This window comes from Roseburia zhanii (genome assembly GCF_014287635.1).
GTDB lineage: Bacteria > Bacillota > Clostridia > Lachnospirales > Lachnospiraceae > Roseburia_B > Roseburia_B zhanii.
Genome location: NZ_JACOPH010000004.1, coordinates 127,824 through 151,341 on the forward strand (window position 1 = coordinate 127,824; position 23,518 = coordinate 151,341).

Below are 23,518 nucleotides of genomic sequence, written 5' to 3' on the forward strand. Positions count from 1 at the left end.
GATTGTAGTATATTTATAGCAACAAGTCGGTTGTATTTCCAACAGAAAGGTGTTTTTTATGAAACAATATCTTCCAATTTTAAAAAATTCAAAATTATTTTCGGGAGTTTTAGAATCTGAGATCGAAGCTATGCTCTCCTGCTTAAATGCAAGACTTCATACTTATAAAAAAGGAGAATATGTCTTTCGGCAGGGTTCCCATATTGAAGATATTATGATCTTAGCAGAGGGGGAACTGTTGATCCAAATCGATGATTACTGGGGAAACCGCAGTATCATTAACCGCGTAGATACCGGAGAAATGTTTGGTGAAGCGTATCTTGCACCGGAAAGTGGCACGATCTTAAATGATGTTGTCGCTTTTAAAGATTCTACGATCATCTTTTTTGATGTAAAAAAAATCCTTACCACCTGTTCTTCTGCCTGCCGTTTTCATACCATGGTCATGCAGAACTTATTTTTTGCAATCTCTGAAAAAAACAGAAAACTGGTACAAAAACTAGGACATATGTCAAAACGTACGACCAGAGAAAAATTGATCTCCTATTTGTCCGGGCAGGCAAAACAGCAGAACAGTGGTCATTTTTCGATTCCATTTAACCGTCAGCAGCTTGCCGACTTCCTATCGGTCGACCGGAGTGCCATGTCAAATGAACTTTCTAAAATGAGAGAGGAAGGTCTGTTAGAATTTCATAAAAATGAGTTTACCTTATTATTGTAACGCTTTACGCACCTGCGATAAGATATCCTCTGTTTCTGCTAACGCACCTTTTCCTAAATCTCCGCAAGCAAGTAATGCTTCTCTAGGCTCTATAAACTGAAACCCAAATTCCGTCAGCATCTTAATGTTCCGCTGGGTGATCGGATTCTCATACATCGCAGTATTCATAGCCGGAGCGACGAAGATCGGGATATTTCGGGCAGCTAACAAAACGGTTGTCAGCATATCATCTGCAATTCCAGCCGCTGCTTTTGCAATAAAATCTGCACTTGCCGGAGCGGCTAAAAAAAGATCCGCTTTCTGTGCAAGTGAGATATGTTCTACTTCGGAAGGAATATAAGGCGCAAACTGGTCTGTATGTACTTTGTTTTTTGTCAGTGTCTGCAATGTAAGCGGCGTGATAAATTCCATCGCTGCCTTCGTCATGATCACATGCACGCTATGTCCTTCTTTTGTTAATGTATTCGCAATGTCTGCCGCCTTGTATGCGGCAATACTTCCTGTGATCCCTAATATGATATTCTTTTTCATTTTCGTTTTACCTCTCTTAATACGATATCTGCAATTCCTTTTGCAATTTCTGTTTTTGTGTCAAACGTCTGACTGTTTTTCTCTCTATCTAACAGATAAGCATGGTGATGATCCGCATCGATCTCTTTTGCATCATTGGCTAATACATAGTCACAATCATTTTTTATTAGCAGCCGATATGCTGTATCAAACAGATTCTCCTTGGAAACATTGCTCAACAGCTTAAATCCTACAATAACCGCCTGTGGCGCCATTTTTCGAAACATGGAAATGATCTTTGGTGTCGGTTCTAATAACAGCAGCGGAGATTTCATCTGTGATGATAATTTTCCACCACCTGACCGGATATCTGTCTGATCCATTCCCTTAAGGATCTTTTCCTTCATATCGTTCGTTGTATCATTTGCTAAAAAATCCACCAGACTTTCAACTGTCGTTACCGACCGGACAGTATAATCACTGACTGCCATACTGTGAATGATCCCATGGATCTCATTTTTTTCCATCAGCTCTGTTACTGCCGCCTGCAGATCAGAAACACTTTCTATTTCTACACAGACTGCTTTTTCTGACACCGGACGAAATGAATCCTTTGCACACACATAAAAAATATGTCCGACCATAGCATCTGCCGCTAATTCCTCTGCGATCAGGCTTCCAAGCCTGCCTGTCCCTGTATTTGCAATTCTTCTGACATTATCGATCGGTTCACTGGTTCCGCCAGCCGTCACTATCACATTTATCATTGATTCTTTCATGTTCTTGTATACTCCTGATATTTGTTTCTATCTATAATGATGTTGGGGTCATAAGGTGGTCTACAACTTAGCAGCCACCTTTTGACCTCATATCATCATATCGTTAATAAGACAGAATGTCGATATTTTTTTTATTTTTGCATCAGTTTCGTTTTGCACTTTTTGACAATTTATGTCAAGTATCGTAAAATTGATATTTATAAGAAACTCTTGAATCATGTTCTTATGAACCTGAACAATCACACTATTCATTCATATTTGAAAGGAATATCAATATGATCAATGTACCTATGAAATCGTCCGGACCACTGAATAGTCAGACTGTTATGACACTCAATACTATCAGGATACAAGGTCCAAAATCATCCCATAACATCACTTCTGTTAATTCTGCTAAAAATGATATTACTCCTTCTGTGGAACCAGATCATGTTCGTACGTCAGCAGAAAATACATCTGCTCCTGCTAGCATAGTAACCAGCAGCACCCCGGTCGCAGAAAAACCCATCCCGCCTTTAAGCCGGCAGATCCAGAAAGGTCAGAAGGCTGCTTTATCAGAAAATCAGATATCCCCGGCAAAAATTTATGCAAAATTAGGCTGGAATGTCACCAATGCAGCGTGTGATGTGGATGTATCTGCTTTCTTACTAAATAATTCTGGAAAAGTCATCGGTGATCCGTGGTTTGTTTTTTATGGACAGGAAAAAAGCCCTGATGGCAGTACCGTATTTTCTCACGGTCAGGGGACAGACCGTGAGATCATCTCTATTGATTTTACAAAATTAAACCCCGATGTAACAAAAATCGTTTTTGTCCTGACCATCGATAAGGCTTTTGAAAAAAATCTGAATTTTAGTATGTTAAAAGATGCATACGTCAGGATCATGGATGAGTCTGATACAGAACTGGTAAGTTTTAAAATGGAAGAATATTATTCTAATGTGACCTCTATGATGATAGGAGAAGTCTATCAGTATAAGGGCGCTTGGAAATTCAATGCCATCGGAAACGGCGTTGCTAAAAATCTTGCAGGACTTTGTGAATTATATGGAGTCGAAGTTGTTTAATATCATGTGTATATAAGGAGGAAATATCTATGTTAGTATTTGAAACGGTAAACGAATTAACTTTAAAGGTAACATGCAGCGGCAATGAAACGCTTTTTGTAAAAGCAGGTGCGTTTATTGCCGGAGATAATGTTGGCCCGAAGAATTATAAATTTGAAAAGGTATTGCTTGGACCACAGAATAATATCGGACAGGCTTTACTCGGACAGCTTGCCCGAAGAATCACCGGTGAAAACCTGCCTCTGATGAAAGTCAACCTGAATGGTGATTCGGTTACTTATTATGCTAACTATGGTCAGCATATTGTGATCTATCAGTTAGCACAGGGAGAAACCATTTCCGTTGAGTCAGAAAATATATTGGCATTTACACCGGATTGCGATTACAGTGTCCGTTTTATTGGTGTCGGTGTGCTTTCCCAGAAGGGTCTTGCAACTTCTACACTTACTGCCAGAGGTAAAAATGCTTATGTCGCAGTATTATCCGATGGCAACCCGATCGTATTGAGTAATGTCGGTACGAATAATACGATCTCTGTAGATCCTGATGCTGTCATCTGCTGGGTTGGTAATGGTCATTGTGATCCAAGCGTAACAGCCGATGTTTCATGGAAAACCTTTATCGGTCAGGCTTCCGGAGAGTCCTATCAGTTTGAATGGCGTGCCGGCGACGATGTGACAGTGATCATCCAGCCTTCCGAACGAACCGGTGGAATCAAAGTAAGCATGGACTGACAAACAATCCAAAAAATGAGCAGCCCATCTATATTTTAATGGGACTGCTCATTTTTAATGCCTTTTCTAATAATGCTTCTGAAAAAAGTCTTTCCGGCTCCATTTCCATGATCTTACTTCTATCATCGGATATCTGATATGCGTCTGTAAATCCATAAGGTACAAACCCATGATCTGCTTCTTCTACCATTGAGATATCAAATCCACTATCGCCTGCTGCCATAATACTTTCAGGCTTTAATTTTTCCCTTAACCGCCTTACAGCCATACCTTTGCTTAATTTTTTCGGAACAACATATACTTTTTCTCCATTATGAAAAATATCAACAATTCCTACATCTAACCGTGATCTTAAATATTGTACAACTTCCTCTGGATCGTTACATTTGGTAAATACAAATAACCGTTCAATAAATCTAAGTTCAAACTTTCTCCGTTTATCATGTTCTAAGATGCCCATTGCTTTTTCTAATTCAGGACTACTTTCCCGAATCAGATCAAGTGAAGTTTCATACCATGCACGATCCCGTTTTCCGTTGACTAACAAGATACCGCCATTACATACCAGTGCATAAGGAAATGCTCCTATCCCTAAGTCGATCCTTTCATACTGCCCGACCGTTCTTGTTGATGTCGGAATGAGCATATATTTTTCCTTAGCCATCAACAGCAATTCCTGTGTTTTTTTAGTGATAAAGGAGATTTCCCTGCCCTGATAAATTTCAACATTGATCTTTTCATTCCCAATATCGTGTTTATAAGAATAGATGATCGTATTGTCTAAATCCATACAAAATATATGCATAACTTCTGATTTATTTTTTTGAAATGATCACTTTTCTGATCAGGTCAACCGGAATGATCAATACAGCTAATACCATAGAAACAAGCAGTGCCTTTACATTAAGCATTGTGGTATCAAATACTTTTCCACCAATTTGAATGATGATCGTCTGCAGGATAAAGATTGCCCCCATGACTCTTATGAAGTTCTTGTTCTCGCTAATATGTTCAAACAGATTATACTTCTCAGATCTGGTATTTAAACTGTTAAATATGATCGAATAGATAAAGAATGCAAACATAAATGTCTTTTCATATAATTCCGGATCAGCACAATCAGCCGGTGTCACAAAACTTGTGATTCCCGCAATATTTTCAAGAATTAAGATTGATCCTAATGTGATGAAGATAGCACTGGTTCCGATCGCTGATTTAATATAAGTTGTCAGGATATTATCAGTTCTCTTAGCTGGCTGGTCTTCCATATATCTGTCAAGGATCGGCTCTCCACCAAATGCCATTGCTGCTAAAGTATCCATGATCAGGTTGATCCATAAGATCTGTACGATGGAGAATGGCTCTGTCCATCCTAAGATCGGTGCAATAATATTCATTAACAATGTACTGATATTCACAGTAAGCTGGAAAATAAGGAATTTTCCTACTGATTTTGCCATGGTCCTACTGTTTAATACACAATCCTTGATTGAAGTCAGACTGTTATTTAAAATAACAACGTCACCGGCTTCCTGTGCAACAGCAGTACCATCACCCATTGCAAATCCGATATCTGCCTGCTTTAGTGCAGGTGCATCATTGACACCGTCACCGGTCATACCACAGACATTTTCTAACTGCTGGGACATAGATACCAGTCGTTTCTTATCAAGAGGCTTTGCCCTGCTTACAACTCTTAAATCCGGCAGGACTTTTTTCAGCTCCTCATCAGACATTTTCTCTAATTCCTCATGTGTTAAAACAACGTCTTTCTTTTCATTCTTCAGAATACCTGCTTCTTTTGCGATCGCTGTTGCTGTTTCTTCAGCATCTCCGGTAACCATTACAACCTGAATACCTGCATGATTTAAGATCTCAACAGTTTCAACCGCATCTGTTCTTACATTATCACGAAGACATAATACTGCCATAAGAACTGTCTTTCCATTGCTGATCTTTGCTACAGAAAGAAGTTTCATGGTTCTTTTTGCTTCTGCAAGCATCTGTTCTTCAACAATCTTCTTATCCTCTGCAGTAAATTCTTTTTCTTCTCCATCCGGAAGCATGTAATGTGTTACCTGTTCAATGATATTTTCTGTAGCACCCTTCCAGTAAACAAGACCGTCTTTTAATGTAACGGTTGCACATTTCTTTTCAGAATCAAAACCACTGATATCTTCTACTTTATCGGTATCATTTTTAGAATCATCATAACCATTGTTAAGTGCATAAGAAAGTAATGCACGGTCCATATTATTACTTCCGATTGCTTTTCCTTCGGAGGAAACTTTTGCAAGGTTATTTAATGTGATAGCTTCAATAAATTCACTGTTTTTGATACTATCTACAATTTTTCCATCTCCGGTGATAAATTCTACTAAAGATAAGTTACCCTGTGTAATAGTTCCTGTTTTATCACTGAATAAAACATTCATATACGCAGAGTCTGAAAATGCTGCTTTATGGCTTACAAGAATATTTTTCTTATACATTGCTTCTGTATTCATGGACTGTACTAAGCTGTTCATCATCGGAAGTCCTTCCGGAACAGCCATGATCACGATAGAAGCCATCAGCATAACTGCCTCTGCTGCTAACAGAAGAACAGAAACAACAGTTGCTGCTTCATTTGCCCTGACTAAATTCAGGACAACATGTAAAACACCTGCAATTGCAGCCGCTGAAACACCTAATTTACCGATTCCTGCTGCTACTACTTCAAGTTTTAAGCTGGAAGTATCTTTTCTTTCTTCTTCCTCATCACTATCAGTAAGTGCCTTATTGATCTTGCCTAACTCAGACTGATCACCGATCACAGTTGCAACCATATAACCTTCACCGGAAGTTACAACAGATCCCATAAATACTTTGCTTGCGGAAGCGTAATCTGTAGATTCTGCATCATCCATAGTATCAGCTGCTGTCTTATTCTCATCTCTGGATTCACCATTTAATGCAGCCTGTGATACTTTGATATGACCTTCAAATAAGATACCGTCGACAGGTACTTTATCACCTGCCTGAACAAGGATCGTATCACCTTTTACAATCTCACTTGTAAGGATATTGACAAGCTTTCCGTTTCTCATTACCTTTGCATAAGTCTTATTATACTCTTCCTGCAAAGCCTCACTTCTCGAAGCATTCCGGTACTCTGATAATGTACTGAATCCGGTTGCAAGTCCGATTGCTATAATAATACTGATGATCTCTACAACATCATTTTCACCGGATAATGCAGGCACGAACATTCCTAAGACTGCTAAAACGATCTTTAAAACCAGTGCTGCACATAATACTTTGATCCAGATATCATCAAATGCACCGATAAACATAGACCAGAGTGATTCGCTTTCCTTTTTTGCCAATTCATTCGTTCCATACTTTGCTTTGCTGTCATTGACCTGGGAATCTGACAATCCCTTCATCAACTCATCCTTTTTAATATCACTCATAAACCTGAATGACCTCCTCATTTTTATATTTTATAAAAAGAGGAACCAAATGGATAGTTCCTCTTATTATTATTCTTATATTGTTGACCGCTGTTATACATATCTCTGACATACTGCTGCTATTCCGGGATCCGTTGTACCGTTTCCGATCGCACTGAATTTCCACTCACCATTATGTCTGTATACTTCACCAAAGATCATGGCTGTCATTCCAGAATAATTTTCCGTCAGATTATATTTACAGATCTCCTTATTATTTTTAGCATCCACTAAACGGATAAACGCATTCTCGATCATTCCAAAATGCTGCCGTCTTCTGACTGCCTGATAGATATTTACAACAATAACAATCTTATCATATTCTGCAGGTACTTTTGACAGGTCGATAACGATCTGCTCATCATCACCTTCTCCTGCACCGGTAAGGTTATCTCCCATATGATTGACTGTCCCCGATTTGTGTTTCAGATTTCCGAAGAAAACCAGATCATCTTTACTCACATACTTTCCGTTTTTCAGTAAGATGGCAGATGCATCACAATCAATTGCCTGTGGCTGTGTTCCAAATAATGCACTTAAAAATCCTCCACCACCGGACTGTCTTACTTCATCCCATCCTAAACCGACAATAATTTTTGATAAGCCTGCATTTTCTTTTGTCAGACTGATCTTCTGACCTTTTTGTAAGTTGATAGCCATAAATAAACCTCCTATGCTACTTCAATTCCGTAATGTCCGCAAAGTGCTGCAAGTCCACCCTGGAATCCACTTCCGATCGCATTGAATTTCCATTCGCCGTTATGTCTGTAAAGTTCACCTACAACAACAGCAGTTTCGATTGAGAAATCTTCTCCAAGGTCATATCTGATCATCTCTGTATTGTTTGATTCATCTACCAGACGGATAAAGGAATTCGATACCTGACCAAAGTTCTGATGTCTGTTTTCTGCATCATAGATCGTTACTGTAAATGCGATCTTTTCGATGTTAGCCGGTACTTTTGACAGATCGATCTCAATCTGTTCATCATCGCCTTCACCCTCACCGGTAAGATTATCTCCCATATGCTTAACAGATTCGCTTGTATGAGCTAAATTACCATAGAAGATAAATTCCTTATCTGTCGGGCATTTTCCATCTGCTCCAAGCATAAATGCTGCTGCATCGAGGTCGAAATCAGATCCTGAATCAAATGCATTGACATCCCATCCAAGTCCGACCATGATATTTTTAAGTCCCGGATTTCCTTTTGTTAAGTCTACTTTCTGTCCCTTTGATAAATTGATTGGCATAATCGTACCCTCCTTGTGGTATATGATTTATATAATTTTTTAGTGGTAACTACGGTTATCTTTTTGCAGGCGGCATATGATACTGTTTATTAAAGTCCTGCTTGATTGCTTCGAGCCTTGCCTGATCTTCGATACGTTTCTTTCTGGCATCTTCCTGTATTCTCTTTGTTTCCTCGATACCGCTTGTGATCGTTCTCCATGTTGTTTCAAGTGTTTCGATCTGGATAGAACTTCCTGAAGCTAAACGTGCTGTTGTCTTAGAAACTTCCACTGTATTCCGGGCATTTTTGATAAGCATTTCATTTGTTTTCTTATCTAATGCACTCATTGCTTCTGCCTGGATCTTCTGGCGTTTTAATAAGATTGCCTGTGCAAGTGCCTGTTTAAATACCGGCAATGTCACAATAAATGCGGAATTGATCTTTCTGACCAGATTGTAGTTACTAAATTCCATGGTCTTGATCATCGGAATAGACTGCATAGCAACATTTTCAGCCGTTCTTAAATCCTGCGTTCTCTGTTCCATCATCATAAGCGCCTGATTTAAACTGGTCAGTTCAAACTGGATCGACTCATCTCCGGTAGTTTCCATATCCTGCTGTCTTTGGGCAATGTAATCTTCAATCTCTTTACAAGCCTGCTCACCGGCTAATATGTATTTTACTAATTCATGGTAATAATTGACATTCGCTTCAAACATTGTATTTAATTTTTTATTTGACTGTCTGATCTCAGATTCATAACCTTTAAGCTGTACATAGATCTTATCAACTTCATCACCCATTGTATGGTATTTTGCAAGGATCTTATCAAGCTGTTTTTTTATATTTCCAAACAACTTTCCGAAAAATCCCGGATTGTCTTTGATCTCCTCAATATCAAACTGATCCATGATCTTTGCTAATGTTTTTAACATTTCGCTTGTATCATCTAACTGTGACATGTTCATGCTGTTAAGGACAACATCAGATGCTTTTGAGATTTCTTCTGCAACCTCTGCTCCAAAAGATACGATCGTATCCATGTTATTTACTTCGATCGTACTTACAATACGGTCAACTTCGTCTGAATTGACCAGTTCTGCATTCATCTGCTGTCTGTCAGCAACAATATCATACTGCTCTACTACTGCAATCTCATCTTTTGCTTCTTTAAGACCATTGGCAGTCTGTGCCGGTGCTGCCATTGTGGATTTACTAAAGTCAAGTCCCATAATCAATTACCTCTCTTAAATATTTTATCACGCCATGTAGGACGTGTGTGCTTTAATGAAAGACTATTCAGATCAGGAACCTGCATATCATATATATATTCCCCTATCTGATGTTCTTCCATTAGATCCCTTGTAAAATGTGTTTCAACGCTCTGATAACCTGTAGGCACGAAAAATACAATATCAAAACCTATCAGATTAAGAAAAGCTGTCAGAATCGAATCCTCTAATGAAATAACGTTTTCACCGGTATTGATATAGATCAGTTTCGGATTCTTTTTTGTAAAATCGAATTTCTGGATCATACGGATGATCTCTTTTGGCAGATTTAAAACCTGTGCGATCACCGTATATTCAGTTCCATTTTCACCAATGCCCCTGATCAGTTTCTGCTCGATCAATAGCTGTAGTTTATCGAGTATAAATTCCTGCATTTCTTCCCTTAAAATCGCATATGGATATTTCGGATGGTTTTTGATCTTATTTCTCTGGAGTTTTCCATTTTTATAAAACTCGGCTGAATAAGACTTCATTGGATTTGGTGCTGTCGATGAAATATAAGGAGCACCTTTTACTACGATCGTATCTTCTGTGATCAGTTCTTTTACGGATACCCAGTACTGTGCGACAAGTCCGTCTTTGACTCCTGATATCTTTGAAAAAATGACCGGAATATTTACCACTCCGTCTACGGTACTGAAATTTGGTCTGTATTTTAATTCCTGATCCCAAAGTATCCTGATTTCTTCATACATTGTCTGCAGATTGATCACATTTGCCTTACCATACTGTTTATTTCTGTAAATTCCGGTATCCTGATACATGAACGTATCAAGATCCCGCTCCGCATGATATGCAGCCGTTCCGATCCGTACCTCGGAACTTTCTTCCGGAAAATGTGTGATAGAAAGACTCTCTGTATAATTCACTTCATATAATAACGGATCTGTAAGATAGCATTTTGTATTTAAGTTCGGACACAAGATCAGGACATCTACCGGAAGTCTGCCTAGAAAACTCATAAATAATGCTTCATTATCACTCTTACAGCCTCCCATATAGATAAAGCACCCGATATCCGACGGTTTCCAGTTTGCAAACAACTGCACCATATATCTTTTGAGCCAGCAAAGCAGGTATACTGCCTTGTTTGTCAGTCTATTCAGATTTTCCCCTTCTTTTTTTGATTCTGTCAGAATGACATCTACAAATGCTTTATGAATGATCTTTTGTAATTCATTATTGGCTAAAGATCTGATATTGCCTGACAGATCTAAGATCATCTGATCCTGTTTTGTATAGTTATTCCTCTTGATCCCCGCAATTTCCTCTGGTGTCGGTTTTGGGATTTCTTTATTTACAATTACTAATTTTCTCCTGGCATTTCTAAGTTCCTGCTGTAACTGAAACAGCTCGTTTGTATAAGTAAGCCTGTCCTCAACTCCATTGATCCGGCAAAAGCAGTTATAAAAAAAACGGTTATCATTGCCTCTTACTGTCACACTCTCACGGATATCATCAAGACCTTTTCCCTTGATCCATGCATTTGTACAGTTTACAAGACCTGGTTTTGCACCATAGAGCCTTTCATTATTCAGATCATTTTGGATTTCTTCTCTAACCTTCTTAATACAATACCCCTCGGGAAACGGTTTTAAACCATTCACCTGCAGATCATCAGAAAGTGATGAAGACGGATCTGCTTTCAGATAACCCTGATCACCTGCATACTGTAACAGAACAATATCACATCCGGCATTTGAGAGGATCGATATCAGCATCAGTTCGTAATTGCTTATTTCACCTTCATATAAAATCTTAGGAATGTCATTTTCTCCTAACTGATTGATGATTCTTTCAAATTTATAATACAGCCAGCACATAAACTTGATATATGCATTTTTTAACATATTCTCATTTTTGCCGGCTTTTCTCATAGAATCTAAGGAATCATAGATAGAAGCCGCAACATTCTGCCTTTGCAGCTCATTCATTCTCGGCAGCCACTTTTGTAAACTCCTCGAAATAAACTGCAGATCCATCTGAAAATCCATTCCCATAATCTCATTATAATATGCAAGGTTATTCTCATCCGGGTTTGGAATCTTTCCTTCTATTACGATACCCGTTCTTCTTGCCACATCATAATATTTTTTTATAAATTCACCAATTTCATCTGAATATCCATTGATCCGATAAAAATATACACCTTTATTCTGCCTGTTGTTTAACGTGACAAAATAATCATTAAGGTTTTGAATCTTTTTATGTTCTAACATAGAGCATTCTCACCTTCAATATCTGTTCATTTTATTTTTATTCATGACAAATCCTAGCGTTGAACCTACAGCACCTCCGATAATGTGAGTCAGATTCGATACATTATCCTGAATAAAAATTCCCTGATATACCTGTTCACCAATATATAAAACTGCAACTAATATAAACGTAAGCGGTATTTTTCCTTCTTTAAAACTCGTAAAAGAAGAAAGTAAGATCAAAGCAAATACAACTCCGCTTGCTCCCAGCAACTGTGTATGTGGGAAGAAAATAAACTGAACGATACCAGTCACTAATGCCGTTGCCATGATCACAAATAAAATATTCGATGAACCATATTTTTCTTCAAGTAACGGTCCAACGATCAGTATAAGCATGATATTTCCTATAAAATGTTCCCAGCCTGCATGTCCTAATACATGTCCAAAAAATCTTACATATGTCAATGGACTAAACAGTGATGACCGGTAAACACTGAACAATGCATTTGTTGATGCCCCTCCAGTGACTTTATCTATGATCAGAATGATGAAACATGCGATCGTAAAGCCTAAAATAACCGGAGAGTTGAATGAAAGCTGCAACCTTTTGTCACTAATTTTCATAATATTTCTCCTAAACATATGGAATATACGTAAAAAATTGTATCATATCCATATTTCTATTTCAAGGAAAACGACGGAATCCATGGCATTGTTTATTCGTATTATTTTTTGTAATGAACTATTCTTTTTTATTTATAAATGATACAATATATATTACTGTTCAGGTGCGTAAGAAAGCGAGTATGGGTTATAGGGAGATTACGATGAAAAATAACGTTTTATACTATAGTGTAGGTGCTCTTTTATATTGTCCTGCAAATAAGGAATCTGTTTCTGATTCGATCATCCATGAAACATTTGGGACAAAATATTCTCTTGCACTATGTTTAGAAGATACGATCAATGACGATTATGTCACAGAAGCTGAGCAGATACTCATTGCTTCATTAAATAAAATCTTTATCCAGTACCAGATCAAACCTTTTTATCTGCCAAAGATCTTTATTCGGGTGAGAAATCCCAAACAGATCCGCAGACTGACAAAATCTATCGGGCAATCGATCGAAATCGTGACCGGATTTATCATTCCAAAATTTAATCTGGATAATGCCACAGATTATATCAATGAGATCATACGTGCGAACGAACTGGTGTCAAAAAATATCTATATGATGCCAATTTATGAAAATTCGTCTATCATTGATCTGAGAAACCGTATTGATATTTTATATGCACTAAAAGATTCTCTTTCCCAGATAGAGGATCGTGTATTAAATATCAGAGTTGGTGGAAATGACCTCTGCCATATGTTTGGATTCCGAAGACATTCCAATGAATCCATTCACCGGATCAGACCGATCTCTGATATTTTTTCGGATATTATCACAGTGTATGGATTAGATTATGTAGTTTCCGGTCCCGTATGGGAATATTACGCAGGAGATAACTGGAAAAATGGTCTGCTGCAGGAAATTGCAGATGACAAACTCTGTGGCTTCACCGGAAAAACAGCCATACATCCGAATCAGATACCGCTCATCAATCAGGCTTACCAGGTATCCAGAACTGATTTCAATGATGCTCAGGCAATCCTAAACTGGAACAAAAACTCAAATGCATTTGTTTCGGGAAATGAAGTCAAAGAGAGAATGAATGAATATAAAACCCATATCAACTGGGCAACACAGATGATTTATATGGCTGAAGCATTTGGAATTGCAGATTAAATGCAATTCCTATGCATCAGCTATTTTTTTGATGATCCCACAGCATTTGTAATGCATAAGCGGATAATATGTAACCGGAACATTTTTTTCTTCTGCAAGCCGTATTAAATGTCCTAACTGCGGATCATTCTGATATCTTTCATCGATCAATATTTTCCATGGAACCCGTCTTAATAATACTCTTGTAGCTTCTCCGATTCCCGGCTTGATCAGATTGATATCATCAATCCCAAACTGTTCTCCAATCGCGATCACTTCATCGATTCCTTTTCCTTCCGGCACTTTTTCACACTCATCTATCTCAGAATTTAGTGAAAATTCTTTTTCGATCGCATGGATAAAAGCATAAGAGAGATCAGAATCTTTTAATTCTCCGTAATAAACCGCTCCATGGAAATCATCTTTTCCGATAATATCACTTCTTAAAAAAGTTCTGCTGACTAATCCCGATACCGTACTGTTTAAGCAGGAACTTGGGATTAAGATATCCTCATGTGTTCCGCACAATTCTGTAACATTTGCCGGATCAGCAACAACCGCAATATCAGCTGATACACCTTCATATGCTGCAATATCCTTCTTTAATTCATATAGGATCGCACCTTTACCGATCCAGCCATCTATAAACAATAGCTGCCCCGGCTCATATCTTTCTAACAGATATTTCATTGCATTATCGTCGATTCCTCTCCCGCGTATGATCGAGATGGAATAATGCGGTACATCCAGTTCATATTTATATTTTATGTATCGTTTCACTAAAATCCCAATCGGTATTCCGGCTCTGGCAAGCGAAACCAGTACAACATTTCTTCCCCTGTTCTTTATGATCTTATCGGAAAGTATTCCAACTGCTCTTGCAACCGGTTTTGAATAATTTTCTAATGCTTCATGGTATACTTTCATATATGTTTCTGTGGGCACATATTCAATCGGAAGCATCTCGCTGTAATGTTTTCCTGCCTGAATCAGTTTTTCTCTTTCTTCGGTCGGCTGTGGTTTGACCAGGCCGGTAATGTCTTTTAATAGTAAAATCACATCTTCTTTTAAATACGAACTTCTCACCCTAGTACCACCTTACAACTGTTATATGTTTATTCTTAATCTTTAAAGCATTGAGCAATGTATTCTGGCTTTCTTTGATCTCCGGTGAATCCGTAATGACAAATACATGGTCATATTCACCTATATCATAAAGAAAAGTTTTTCTATGTACATCATACAGACTTTTTAATTCATACCTGCAATGTAACGGATACTCTTTTTCCATGCCAACAGCGATCGGACTGCGTGTTGTGGAATGACATAAAACTTCATTGCCTTCTTTTTCTAACTCCCTGCCAACATAAAGTGCCGGAAACATAAATTCCTCTGTTCCAATCACAAGTATTTTTCTGCCTGTGATATGACCGGTCTTCTTTTTTAATGAATTCCATAATATTTCACAGGCTTTCTCATATGAAAAAGCATCCACAAGCCGTCTTGCGTCCATTTTATCTGGAATATTCACCGTCATATATGCATCAGTGGATTGGTCTATACAATCATAATATTGCCCGTTTCCGGTATATTCATCTGCTTTCCTGGCATACATACTATGATCTGTTTTTACTAAATAATGCAGATCGATCCCTCTATTTTTATAAATTTCCATATGTTCTGCATCCATACCATTTAATATAGAAGCAACTGCATACAAAAACCTGCCGTCATACTGCTTTTCAAGGATATTGATGATATTTAATATCGTATTTCCGGTCGTAACCTCATCTTCGATAAATACGATCCTGTCAACCTTACCTGCGATCTGATCTATATCATCTTTTATAAGTTTCTGTTCCGTAGCATGGCTGTGTTCTTCCGAAAAAAATAAATATTCCACATCAGAAATGACTTCTCTTGTAGTCTGGATATACTTCGTGCCAGCCGTGATCGCAGCCTGTGCCCCGATTGCTGTCGCAGTTTCTGCAAATCCGACTAACAAAAGTTTTTCATTCTGATATTTTTTTCGGAATGTATCTGCTAAACTTGAAAATAGAGTCAAGGCTTTTGATGGCTGCACCGGAATATGTTTTCCCTGCAACGGATCAACAACTAAATAATTTCTCTTTGTGTTATTTTCACGTTTTGCAATTTTGACAAGATCACTTTCGGTATATTCCACTCTTTTTGCTCCTCACTTTTTCTTTGCTGATGGCTCTGATGGTTTACTCCTATAAATTATCAAGAATTTTATATAACAGTTGATATAACTGTGCTATTTCCTCTTGTTTCAAATGCACACATCCTGCCATCTGTTCCGGCACAGATAATGCCTGTTCCCTTAAAGCTTCACCCTGTTTCGTTATCGTAACATTCAGCACTCTCTCATCTTCCTTTGAACGGTTTCTTTCAATCCAGCCCTTTTTTTCCATTGTTTTTAAAAGCGGTGTGAGCGTTCCGGAATCAAGATACAGATACTCTCCAAGTTCCTTTACGGTCAATTTCTTATGTTCCCACAATACCATCATTGCAATGTATTGTGTGTATGTCATATCCAACTTATCTAAAAACGGCTTATAGTGTCTTACAATTTCCTTAGATGCTGCATAGAGCGGAAAACACAACTGGTTTTCTAATTTCAACTTATCATACTTATTGCTCATTTTCGTCTGCTTTCTGCTGTATTTTTATAGCTCTTTTATGCCTGAGGATCACTTTATCCTAAATGTGACTTTATAAATGAAACCACTCCGTCTTTCGGCTGGAATCCTATCTGCATATCCACTGTTTCACCCTTTTTTAAAAGAATAAGTGCCGGAATACTGACGATTTTATACATCTGTGCGATATCCATATTTTCATCTACATCAATATTATAAAATGATACCGAATCACTAAATTCCTCCGATACTTCCTCCATGACAGGTGCAAGCATCTTACATGGTCCACACCATTCTGCTGAGAAATCAATAACTGCTATCTCATCATTTTTAACCTGTTCAAATTCGTTTTTAGAAATTTTTTTAACCATTATTTTTCTCTCCTTACTGTTGTTTAGTTTTATCTGATAAATAGTTCACAGCAGATAATGCAGCGACATTACCTTCACCTGCTGCTTTTATATATTGATAGGGTGCACCTGTGATATCACCACAGGCAAACAGACCTGCGATATTTGTTCTCTGCTCTCTGTCCACTATAACATGATTTTTTTCTATGGCAAGACCCGGAACTAACTGTGATGGTGCAACACTTTCTCTTAAGATAAAAATTCCATCTGCTTCTATTTTACCACTATCTGTTTGAAGAATACATCTGTTGTCCTGCTTTTCTATACCGGTAGGATTTTGATCCCGTACAACTTCTATCCTTGCATCATGATCAGTTTCTTCCTGATACATCGGAAGATAAATAACTTTATTTACAATTTCTGCAAGATAATCTGCTTCCTTTTCATCTTCCTTAGTATATCCGATCACAACCACATTTTTTCCCTTATATAACATGCCATCACAAGTTGCACAATAACTTACACCTCTGCCAAGATTTTCAAGTTCTCCTGAAAACTCTTTCACAGTGGAAAGTCCGCATGCAAGTATCACAGCAGTTGCTTCATAGATTCCACCATGCCCCTGGATCGCAAAATAATTTCCCATGGAATATACCGCATTTACTTTATCTTCTGTGATTTCTATTTCCATCTGCTCAAGATGCTTTTTAAAAGAATTTTGTAAGTCTTCTCCTGATATTTCCGGCAGACCTAGATAGTTTTTTATAGTATGTGCTTTTTCAATCTTATTACTTAGACTTTTATTTCCTAATAAAAGTATATTTTTATTTCTGATCTTTGCAGTAACAGCAGCTTCTAATCCTGCCGGTCCTGTACCTATGATTGCTATATCATATCGCTCCATATGGCTCTCCTTTTATCAAATGGTATTTATCATCATTTTTTTAATAAGATCTTCATTCATAGTTTCAGCAGTATCATCATAAATATGCATGATCATCTTCTTCTAAAAATTTAATGCAATCAGATACGGGATTCAACACATTTTTCTAATTCAGCCATATCCTGCGTTGGCTCAAATCCCTTCTGTGACTTAAGATAACGAAATAACGGGATCGCATTTTCGCCATTTACATCTGGTTTTTCTACCTTAAAATCATATATATTCATTTTTACGCTCCTTGGGTTTGATAAAATTATATTGTGTACAATGTTTATATTGATTAGATTGTACGCAATATATTATTGATTGTCAATACTTTTTTTAGATTATAATATAGGGGATTGGGTGTTAACAGATGGCACACAACTTAAAGAATGCTGCTTTCTTCTTCACTGATCAAGGCTGTGACCTTCTCAATCAACAGATCAGAGTCTATGGCATATTCGGGCAGGACAATGTTTCTCCAAATCCTGTGGTTATCAACTGTTTTTCACGTAACTTTTCTTCCGTTATATCCGCCCATCCCATCATGTCAAGAATCAGTTTTTCCATATCAACGATTGGTAAAATGAAAAAGGCTTTGTCTGCATGATAATCCAGTCCTACCACATCATATCCTGCAAATAATGTTTTATAATGGTCCGCTTCCATAGCATTTCCACCTTTTCCATGAATATATAGAACTAATTGTCTCATGAATCTTATCTCTCTATCTATAAACCTGCTTGTAACGGTTATCGTCCACCTTCACCCTCTGGCAACAATGTAACCACACAGTAAATAATTCCAAATACAGCTATACTGCCCATCATAATGCCGATCATCTGATTTACACTTACCACATTTCCATGAAATACCGGATTGCAATCAAGAGTGTTTCTTATCGCTTCAACCATTTCATCCGGATAATGTTTTCTCTCCATCTCTCTGAACACTCCATAAAGCATATGATTCTTGATCAATGAAGTGGCATATGTACTCGGAAGATAAGACAGTGCCTTCTGAAGACCTGAACCAAAATTTGAAATTGGCATATAAGCTCCACATATAAAACCATAACCTGCGCTGACAATTGTACCCACAGCCGAAAGCTGTCCCTGTGTTGTCAATGGAAAACTAATGATACTTGAAAGCGTACTTCCAAACAGGACGAGCAATATCATATCAAATAAAACCCATAATACATCTGCTGCATTCAGATACCATCCCATTTTAAGTAGATATCCCAGACATAATACAAACGCAAGTCCATTGACCATCAAAGAATTAGCTACTGTTGACAGAAAATATCCCAAATACATTTTTCTCTTGCTGACAGGCGAAACATTAAAATCCTTCCTTGTTCCATTTGCCTTGTCCTGCACCATAGTCAGATTCACACAAAATGTTACAGTGATACAGCTCACTGCCATAAGTGATGCTGTCAGCTGTGCTGCCACGGTTCCATTAATGAGTTTATCCGAAATCGTAATCATATCCGGAATCGCTGCTGTAAAAGAATCTCTGAAAACCTTTGCAAGAAACGTAGCGTACAGAACAATCAGAATGACAGGTGTGATCATTGATGTAAACAGCATCCCTTTATCTTTAAAAAACAATTTTCTGTTCCTGTTCATTAGTGCCAATACTGTTCTCATCAGCGTTCACCTCCAAGCTTCTTTCCTGTGACTGCAAGAAATACATCATCCATACCGCCTTTTACTACTTCATAATCCGTGAATAGGTCCTGATGCTCTACAATAAGTCTCGTTGCTTCCTTCGTATTTCTTACTTTTAACTGATATCCGTCACGTATTTTTTTATATTCTCTGTTCAATGACTTTATTTCATCTTCAGAAACACCATAAACAGACACGATATCCTGTACATAATCATTTTTAAGTTCAAACGGTGTACCTTCCGCTGCAATACTTCCTTTGTCAAGAATCACAACATACCCGGCATTAGCTGCCTCTTCCATATAATGTGTAGTCAGAAATACTGTCATATTTTCTGTTTTCTGAAGTTTCTCGATAACATTCCAGATTAACTGTCTTGTCTGTGGATCAAGCCCTGTGGTAGGCTCGTCAAGAATCAAAATCTCCGGTCTGTGCAATAATGCACGGGCAATATCAATTCTTCTTCTCTGACCTCCCGACAGCTTACCTACAGGTCTGTTTAAAAACTCGTCAAAATCCAGAATCTCGACCAGCTCCTGTAATCTCTTATCAAAGGCATTTCCTGTAATGCCGTATAAAGCAGCTCTGCTCTTTAGGTTTTCTTTCACCGTAAGCGGTTTATCAAGTACGCTATCCTGAAATACAACACCAAGCATTCTTTTTGTCTGTGCACCGGCTTTGTCAGTTTCTATTCCGTTTACCTGAACCGTTCCACTGTCTTTTTTTTGCAGTCCACAGAGAATAGAAATAGTTGTACTTTTCCCTGCACCGTTTACTCCAAGAAATGCAAACAATTCTCCTTTTTTCACACGAAAGCTCAAATCATTTACCGCTTTTACTTCGCCAAAGCTTTTATTCAGGTGGCTGATTTTAATGATATCTGATTCCATATTTTCTCCTTTTGTTTCATCTTTCCTTAAATGACGCAGTATACGTTGGATTTACCTTTTTTTAATAGAATCCATAACTACCTGATTCACCTCAACAATATCCACACCTTCATTTAATATTTCTACTGAGAAAATATAATCTAAAGGTGTTTTTTCTTCATTGGCATCCTCTTCATTCATCGCCAATCGCTCAAAAGCATCCTGTCTTTCCTGCTCAGATGAACTACCATTAAGAGCAATAGTTCTATACAATTTTCCTGTTGCGGGATTTGTTATCTGATTGAACTTAGCAGATAGCTCTTCCGTTTCCTTTATGCTGCTACAGAAAATTAACCCTTTGACCTTATCCCCGCTATATCCATAATAATCGGCCTGTGTAATGATATGTTTCACACGTTCATCACTCGTCAGCATTGAAAAATCACGATTTGCCTCCTCATCATCTCCAATAATTGCTAAGTCTGTGATACCAAAATAGTGGAATGGACAGAGCAAATTCTCTTCCATTGCCTGCTGTAAGCGAATTTCATATGCTATCTGATAATTAAAGAGTTCATACACATTTCGCCCTTCTACATTATCATCTCGCTTATCTGGAGTAGCTGTCATACCAAGCCATAGCTTAGGTGTAAAATGTTTCATTATCTTCTGATATGTATCAGCTGGAACATGGTGTGCTTCATCCAAAACAATGCAATCAAATGTATCTTTTGCGTACTGCAATAAGTGCTCATCACGATTTAACGTCTGCACGGTAGCAAATACATAATCTGCATCATAGTCATGATATCCAGCACCTACAAGTCCCATTGAAACTGTTTTTGCAAACACCTTCTCATAGGATCTCTTTGTCTGTCTTGCAAGCTGACCTCTATGAACCAAGAATAACACTCTCTTAAATCCAAGCTCACGCATAGCGAATGCAGAAGCATATGTTTTTCCGGTTCCTGTTGCAGAGATAAGTAACGCTCTTTCTTCACCTGCATCAATTATTTTCTTCAAATTAGTAATAAACCTAACCTGCATACTATTTGGCTGTAATTTATATTTTTCAAGTCATAGTAAGCAGTTGGTTTATCACCAAAGATACCTCCTCTTACTGCCAGCACAAAGTTTCGCTTAGCAAGCACTTGATGCGTTTCCTCTACGTATGCATATTGTCAAGTGTATGTGTCATATTTTATATTCAAAAGTAACTATTCAGAACCCCTTAGAATCATAAAAATTGATACGTCATGCTTGCATGTAAGTAGCAGTTTTTATGATTCGTAAGGTGGCTCGAATAGAGCCACCGCCCCATATATGAGCAAAATAGCTGCAAAGCAGCGATAAAGCACGATTTATCGTGCGGTTTTGCGAATATATGAGTGGGGTTCTGAATAGTTACATTCAAAATAAAAAAGGCTGCTACTCTCTAAAAAATAACAGCCTTTCTTACTATATCAGCCTTTTGGAATTTGACCATCGACATACAGAATGTGATTAACTAACCACTCTGTGAGATATTTTAAAATTCCCATAATCTGTTCATCTTGATCTTCTACCTCATCATTGTGATGTTCCATAAATTCATCAAGTTTATGTATAAATTCCTGATGTTGAACTTTCTGTGTAAATATCTTCTTATAATTAATAGATTCCATATACTGCTCTTCATCACTAAAGTGTTTTACTGTATAATTTCGGAGATTTTCTAATATTATATCAATCCTATCATATTTATCCGGTGTAAACTCATCATGAAGCAGTTCATATGCCTCATCTGCATATTTAAATAACTGCTTGTGTTCTTCATCTATCATATCTATACCGATATAATATTCTGGTTTCATTTCATACATAAATTAATCCTACTTTCGTTTTTATTTGTTTTATGAACCTGTTCAATACTATTCATAATAGCCAAATGCATTTCTCATGAATTTCCTATATTTTCTCGTTTTTAATGTTAGATTCCACCAAAACATTCCCTAATTTTCTTGGAAATATCAGAATCAACAAAACCTTTCTGCGCCATGTCATCGAGCATCTCACACGTTTTTTCGTGCGATAAACCTTTCTTATATGGTCTGTCCTCGGTTAATGCCTGATAAATATCAATACATGCCATAATACGTTCCGGCTCATTTAATTCAGCTGCGGTTTTTCCAAAGGGATACCCTTTTCCATTTAATTTTTCATGATGGAAAGCTGCCCAGTCTCGTATTTCTTCAAAATCATTAACCTCTGATAATATAAGGTATGTATAGCCAGCATGATTCTTCATTTTTGAAAATTCATCATCCGTAAGCTTATCCGGTTTTTCCAAAATTTCATTGTTTACTGCCATCTTCCCAATATCATGCAGTGCACCAGCCAGATAAATTTTTTGCACATTAATAGAATCATATCCGATATATTGAGCAAAAAAAGCTGCTTTTTCAGCCACTCCTATAGAATGTCTGCTTGTAAAAGAAGATTTATAATCTACAATCTTTGCAAAAAAATCTGCGACATTTTTACACGTTTTCCAATCAAAAACCTGTTTTTGTCTTGGGATAATCTCCCATAGCTTCATTTCAAAAGAATTATCACTTAAACATATAAATGATTCAGAATGTGTGAATGCATGAAAAAAGGCATTCACACATTCTGAATCGAATAATCCATCCCTATTTTTTAAAAGGTACTGACATATAAAATTCCAACTGTTATTTCCAGATCCCATGTTATTTCCTATAATATCAATGGTATCTGCAAGATGAATAATCCTTGCAAACAATGGAATTTCATTCCACTTTTTTTGAAAAGGACCAGTTCCATCGGCATGTTCATGATGATACAAAATCACATTTGACACATCTGTTTTAAATGGAATTTTAGTAATATTTTTTTCACCATAAATACAATGAAGATTTGTTTTTTTCTCGGATAAATCTTTTTTACAATTAATGACGGAATCCTTTTTCAGTTCTTCTGAAATATATTGTGTCAAAGCATTATCATGCAGTAAAGCACACATGGCTAAATCTTGTAATTCATCACCTTGCATTTTCCAATATTCAGCCATGCGTATACTTATATAAGCCACTCTTTTTCCATGTTTGTTTTTGATATTTACCAACTCTGCTTCTATACAGTCCAAAGCATAAGAACAGGCTCCTGCAAGTCCGATGATATCTATACTTAGTTCTTCTTTCATTGGTATAATCCTATCATCTATATTACTGTTAT

General features: G+C 37.4%; 24 protein-coding genes and 1 pseudogene. 4 read left to right on the forward strand and 21 right to left on the reverse strand.

Annotated elements, in window-relative coordinates; genetic code table 11:
• The first annotated feature begins 58 nt into the window (after nucleotides 1–58).
• Nucleotides 59–721, forward strand: a complete 663-nt coding sequence (locus tag H8S17_RS07005; RefSeq protein ID WP_186866741.1) for a Crp/Fnr family transcriptional regulator — start codon at nucleotides 59–61, stop codon at nucleotides 719–721.
• On the opposite strand, the gene H8S17_RS07010 is transcribed toward H8S17_RS07005, so the two are convergent.
• Entirely contained in the window at nucleotides 713–1,252 is a 540-nt protein-coding gene (locus H8S17_RS07010; RefSeq protein WP_186866742.1) for a flavoprotein, read from the reverse strand. The genes H8S17_RS07005 and H8S17_RS07010 overlap by 9 nt on opposite strands.
• Complete coding sequence (locus tag H8S17_RS07015; RefSeq protein WP_186866743.1) at nucleotides 1,249–2,010, reverse strand: phosphopantothenoylcysteine decarboxylase domain-containing protein; 762 nt, start codon at nucleotides 2,008–2,010, stop codon at nucleotides 1,249–1,251. The genes H8S17_RS07010 and H8S17_RS07015 overlap by 4 nt, the downstream gene beginning before the upstream one ends.
• 275 nt (nucleotides 2,011–2,285) lie before the next feature.
• Between H8S17_RS07015 and H8S17_RS07020 the strand changes: the two genes are divergently transcribed.
• Nucleotides 2,286–3,077 (forward strand): TerD family protein, encoded by a 792-nt coding sequence (locus H8S17_RS07020; protein ID WP_186866744.1) that lies wholly within the window; start codon nucleotides 2,286–2,288, stop codon nucleotides 3,075–3,077.
• A 29-nt stretch (nucleotides 3,078–3,106) separates the two neighbouring features.
• Nucleotides 3,107–3,811 (forward strand): AIM24 family protein, encoded by a 705-nt coding sequence (locus tag H8S17_RS07025; RefSeq protein ID WP_178051692.1) that lies wholly within the window; start codon nucleotides 3,107–3,109, stop codon nucleotides 3,809–3,811.
• A gap of 28 nt (nucleotides 3,812–3,839) precedes the next feature.
• Here the strand turns inward: H8S17_RS07025 and H8S17_RS07030 are convergent, their stop codons facing one another.
• From H8S17_RS07030 to H8S17_RS07060, 7 genes are all read right to left on the reverse strand, one after another.
• Nucleotides 3,840–4,601, reverse strand: coding sequence for an HAD hydrolase family protein (locus H8S17_RS07030; RefSeq protein ID WP_243237999.1), 762 nt, complete (start codon nucleotides 4,599–4,601; stop codon nucleotides 3,840–3,842).
• A gap of 25 nt (nucleotides 4,602–4,626) precedes the next feature.
• Nucleotides 4,627–7,266 carry a cation-translocating P-type ATPase gene (locus H8S17_RS07035; RefSeq protein ID WP_186866746.1) on the reverse strand — a complete coding sequence of 880 codons (2,640 nt, stop codon included), beginning with the start codon at nucleotides 7,264–7,266 and terminating at the stop codon, nucleotides 4,627–4,629.
• 93 nt (nucleotides 7,267–7,359) lie between these two features.
• A complete protein-coding gene (locus H8S17_RS07040) occupies nucleotides 7,360–7,965 on the reverse strand; it encodes a TerD family protein (RefSeq protein ID WP_186866747.1) in 606 nt (201 codons plus the stop codon).
• An 11-nt stretch (nucleotides 7,966–7,976) separates the two neighbouring features.
• On the reverse strand, nucleotides 7,977–8,558 hold the full coding sequence (locus H8S17_RS07045) for a TerD family protein (protein ID WP_178051696.1): 582 nt from the start codon (nucleotides 8,556–8,558) through the stop codon (nucleotides 7,977–7,979).
• 55 nt (nucleotides 8,559–8,613) lie between these two features.
• Nucleotides 8,614–9,771: a toxic anion resistance protein gene (locus H8S17_RS07050; RefSeq protein WP_186866748.1), complete on the reverse strand. Its 1,158-nt coding sequence runs from the start codon at nucleotides 9,769–9,771 to the stop codon at nucleotides 8,614–8,616.
• Between the two features lie 2 nt (nucleotides 9,772–9,773).
• Nucleotides 9,774–12,050 (reverse strand): YceG family protein, encoded by a 2,277-nt coding sequence (locus H8S17_RS07055; protein WP_186866749.1) that lies wholly within the window; start codon nucleotides 12,048–12,050, stop codon nucleotides 9,774–9,776.
• Nucleotides 12,051–12,065: 15 nt separating this feature from the next.
• The gene (locus H8S17_RS07060; protein WP_186866750.1) at nucleotides 12,066–12,656 is read right to left on the reverse strand and encodes a rhomboid family intramembrane serine protease; all 591 of its coding nucleotides are present in this window, start codon (nucleotides 12,654–12,656) and stop codon (nucleotides 12,066–12,068) included.
• Nucleotides 12,657–12,859: 203 nt separating this feature from the next.
• Between H8S17_RS07060 and H8S17_RS07065 the strand changes: the two genes are divergently transcribed.
• Nucleotides 12,860–13,822 (forward strand): HpcH/HpaI aldolase/citrate lyase family protein, encoded by a 963-nt coding sequence (locus H8S17_RS07065; RefSeq protein ID WP_186866751.1) that lies wholly within the window; start codon nucleotides 12,860–12,862, stop codon nucleotides 13,820–13,822.
• A 9-nt stretch (nucleotides 13,823–13,831) separates the two neighbouring features.
• Here H8S17_RS07065 and H8S17_RS07070 read toward each other — a convergent pair whose 3' ends face one another.
• The 12 genes and pseudogenes from H8S17_RS07070 to H8S17_RS07125 form a co-directional block, all read right to left on the reverse strand.
• A complete protein-coding gene (locus H8S17_RS07070; protein WP_186866752.1) occupies nucleotides 13,832–14,887 on the reverse strand; it encodes a cysteine protease StiP family protein in 1,056 nt (351 codons plus the stop codon).
• 1 nt (nucleotide 14,888) lies between these two features.
• Nucleotides 14,889–15,986, reverse strand: coding sequence for a phosphoribosyltransferase domain-containing protein (locus H8S17_RS16905; RefSeq protein WP_186866753.1), 1,098 nt, complete (start codon nucleotides 15,984–15,986; stop codon nucleotides 14,889–14,891).
• A gap of 49 nt (nucleotides 15,987–16,035) precedes the next feature.
• Complete coding sequence (locus H8S17_RS07080; RefSeq protein ID WP_186866754.1) at nucleotides 16,036–16,467, reverse strand: MarR family winged helix-turn-helix transcriptional regulator; 432 nt, start codon at nucleotides 16,465–16,467, stop codon at nucleotides 16,036–16,038.
• 53 nt (nucleotides 16,468–16,520) lie between these two features.
• Nucleotides 16,521–16,835: a thioredoxin gene (gene trxA / locus H8S17_RS07085; protein ID WP_186866755.1), complete on the reverse strand. Its 315-nt coding sequence runs from the start codon at nucleotides 16,833–16,835 to the stop codon at nucleotides 16,521–16,523.
• A gap of 13 nt (nucleotides 16,836–16,848) precedes the next feature.
• Nucleotides 16,849–17,718, reverse strand: coding sequence for an NAD(P)/FAD-dependent oxidoreductase (locus H8S17_RS07090; RefSeq protein ID WP_186866756.1), 870 nt, complete (start codon nucleotides 17,716–17,718; stop codon nucleotides 16,849–16,851).
• Nucleotides 17,719–17,837: 119 nt separating this feature from the next.
• Nucleotides 17,838–17,984, reverse strand: a complete 147-nt coding sequence (locus H8S17_RS07095) for a hypothetical protein (RefSeq protein WP_186866757.1) — start codon at nucleotides 17,982–17,984, stop codon at nucleotides 17,838–17,840.
• 205 nt (nucleotides 17,985–18,189) lie between these two features.
• A complete protein-coding gene (locus H8S17_RS07100) occupies nucleotides 18,190–18,408 on the reverse strand; it encodes a hypothetical protein (protein WP_186866758.1) in 219 nt (72 codons plus the stop codon).
• 83 nt (nucleotides 18,409–18,491) lie between these two features.
• Nucleotides 18,492–19,394 (reverse strand): ABC transporter permease, encoded by a 903-nt coding sequence (locus tag H8S17_RS07105; RefSeq protein WP_186866759.1) that lies wholly within the window; start codon nucleotides 19,392–19,394, stop codon nucleotides 18,492–18,494.
• Entirely contained in the window at nucleotides 19,394–20,305 is a 912-nt protein-coding gene (locus tag H8S17_RS07110) for an ABC transporter ATP-binding protein (protein ID WP_186866760.1), read from the reverse strand. Before H8S17_RS07110 ends, H8S17_RS07105 begins: the two co-directional genes overlap by 1 nt.
• A 72-nt stretch (nucleotides 20,306–20,377) precedes the next feature.
• A pseudogene (locus tag H8S17_RS17090) lies at nucleotides 20,378–21,361 on the reverse strand (DEAD/DEAH box helicase); the annotation flags it as partial.
• A 386-nt stretch (nucleotides 21,362–21,747) separates the two neighbouring features.
• Complete coding sequence (locus tag H8S17_RS07120) at nucleotides 21,748–22,146, reverse strand: bacteriohemerythrin (protein WP_055288227.1); 399 nt, start codon at nucleotides 22,144–22,146, stop codon at nucleotides 21,748–21,750.
• A gap of 107 nt (nucleotides 22,147–22,253) precedes the next feature.
• Nucleotides 22,254–23,486: an HD-GYP domain-containing protein gene (locus tag H8S17_RS07125; protein WP_186866761.1), complete on the reverse strand. Its 1,233-nt coding sequence runs from the start codon at nucleotides 23,484–23,486 to the stop codon at nucleotides 22,254–22,256.
• Between the last annotated feature and the right edge of the window lie 32 nt (nucleotides 23,487–23,518).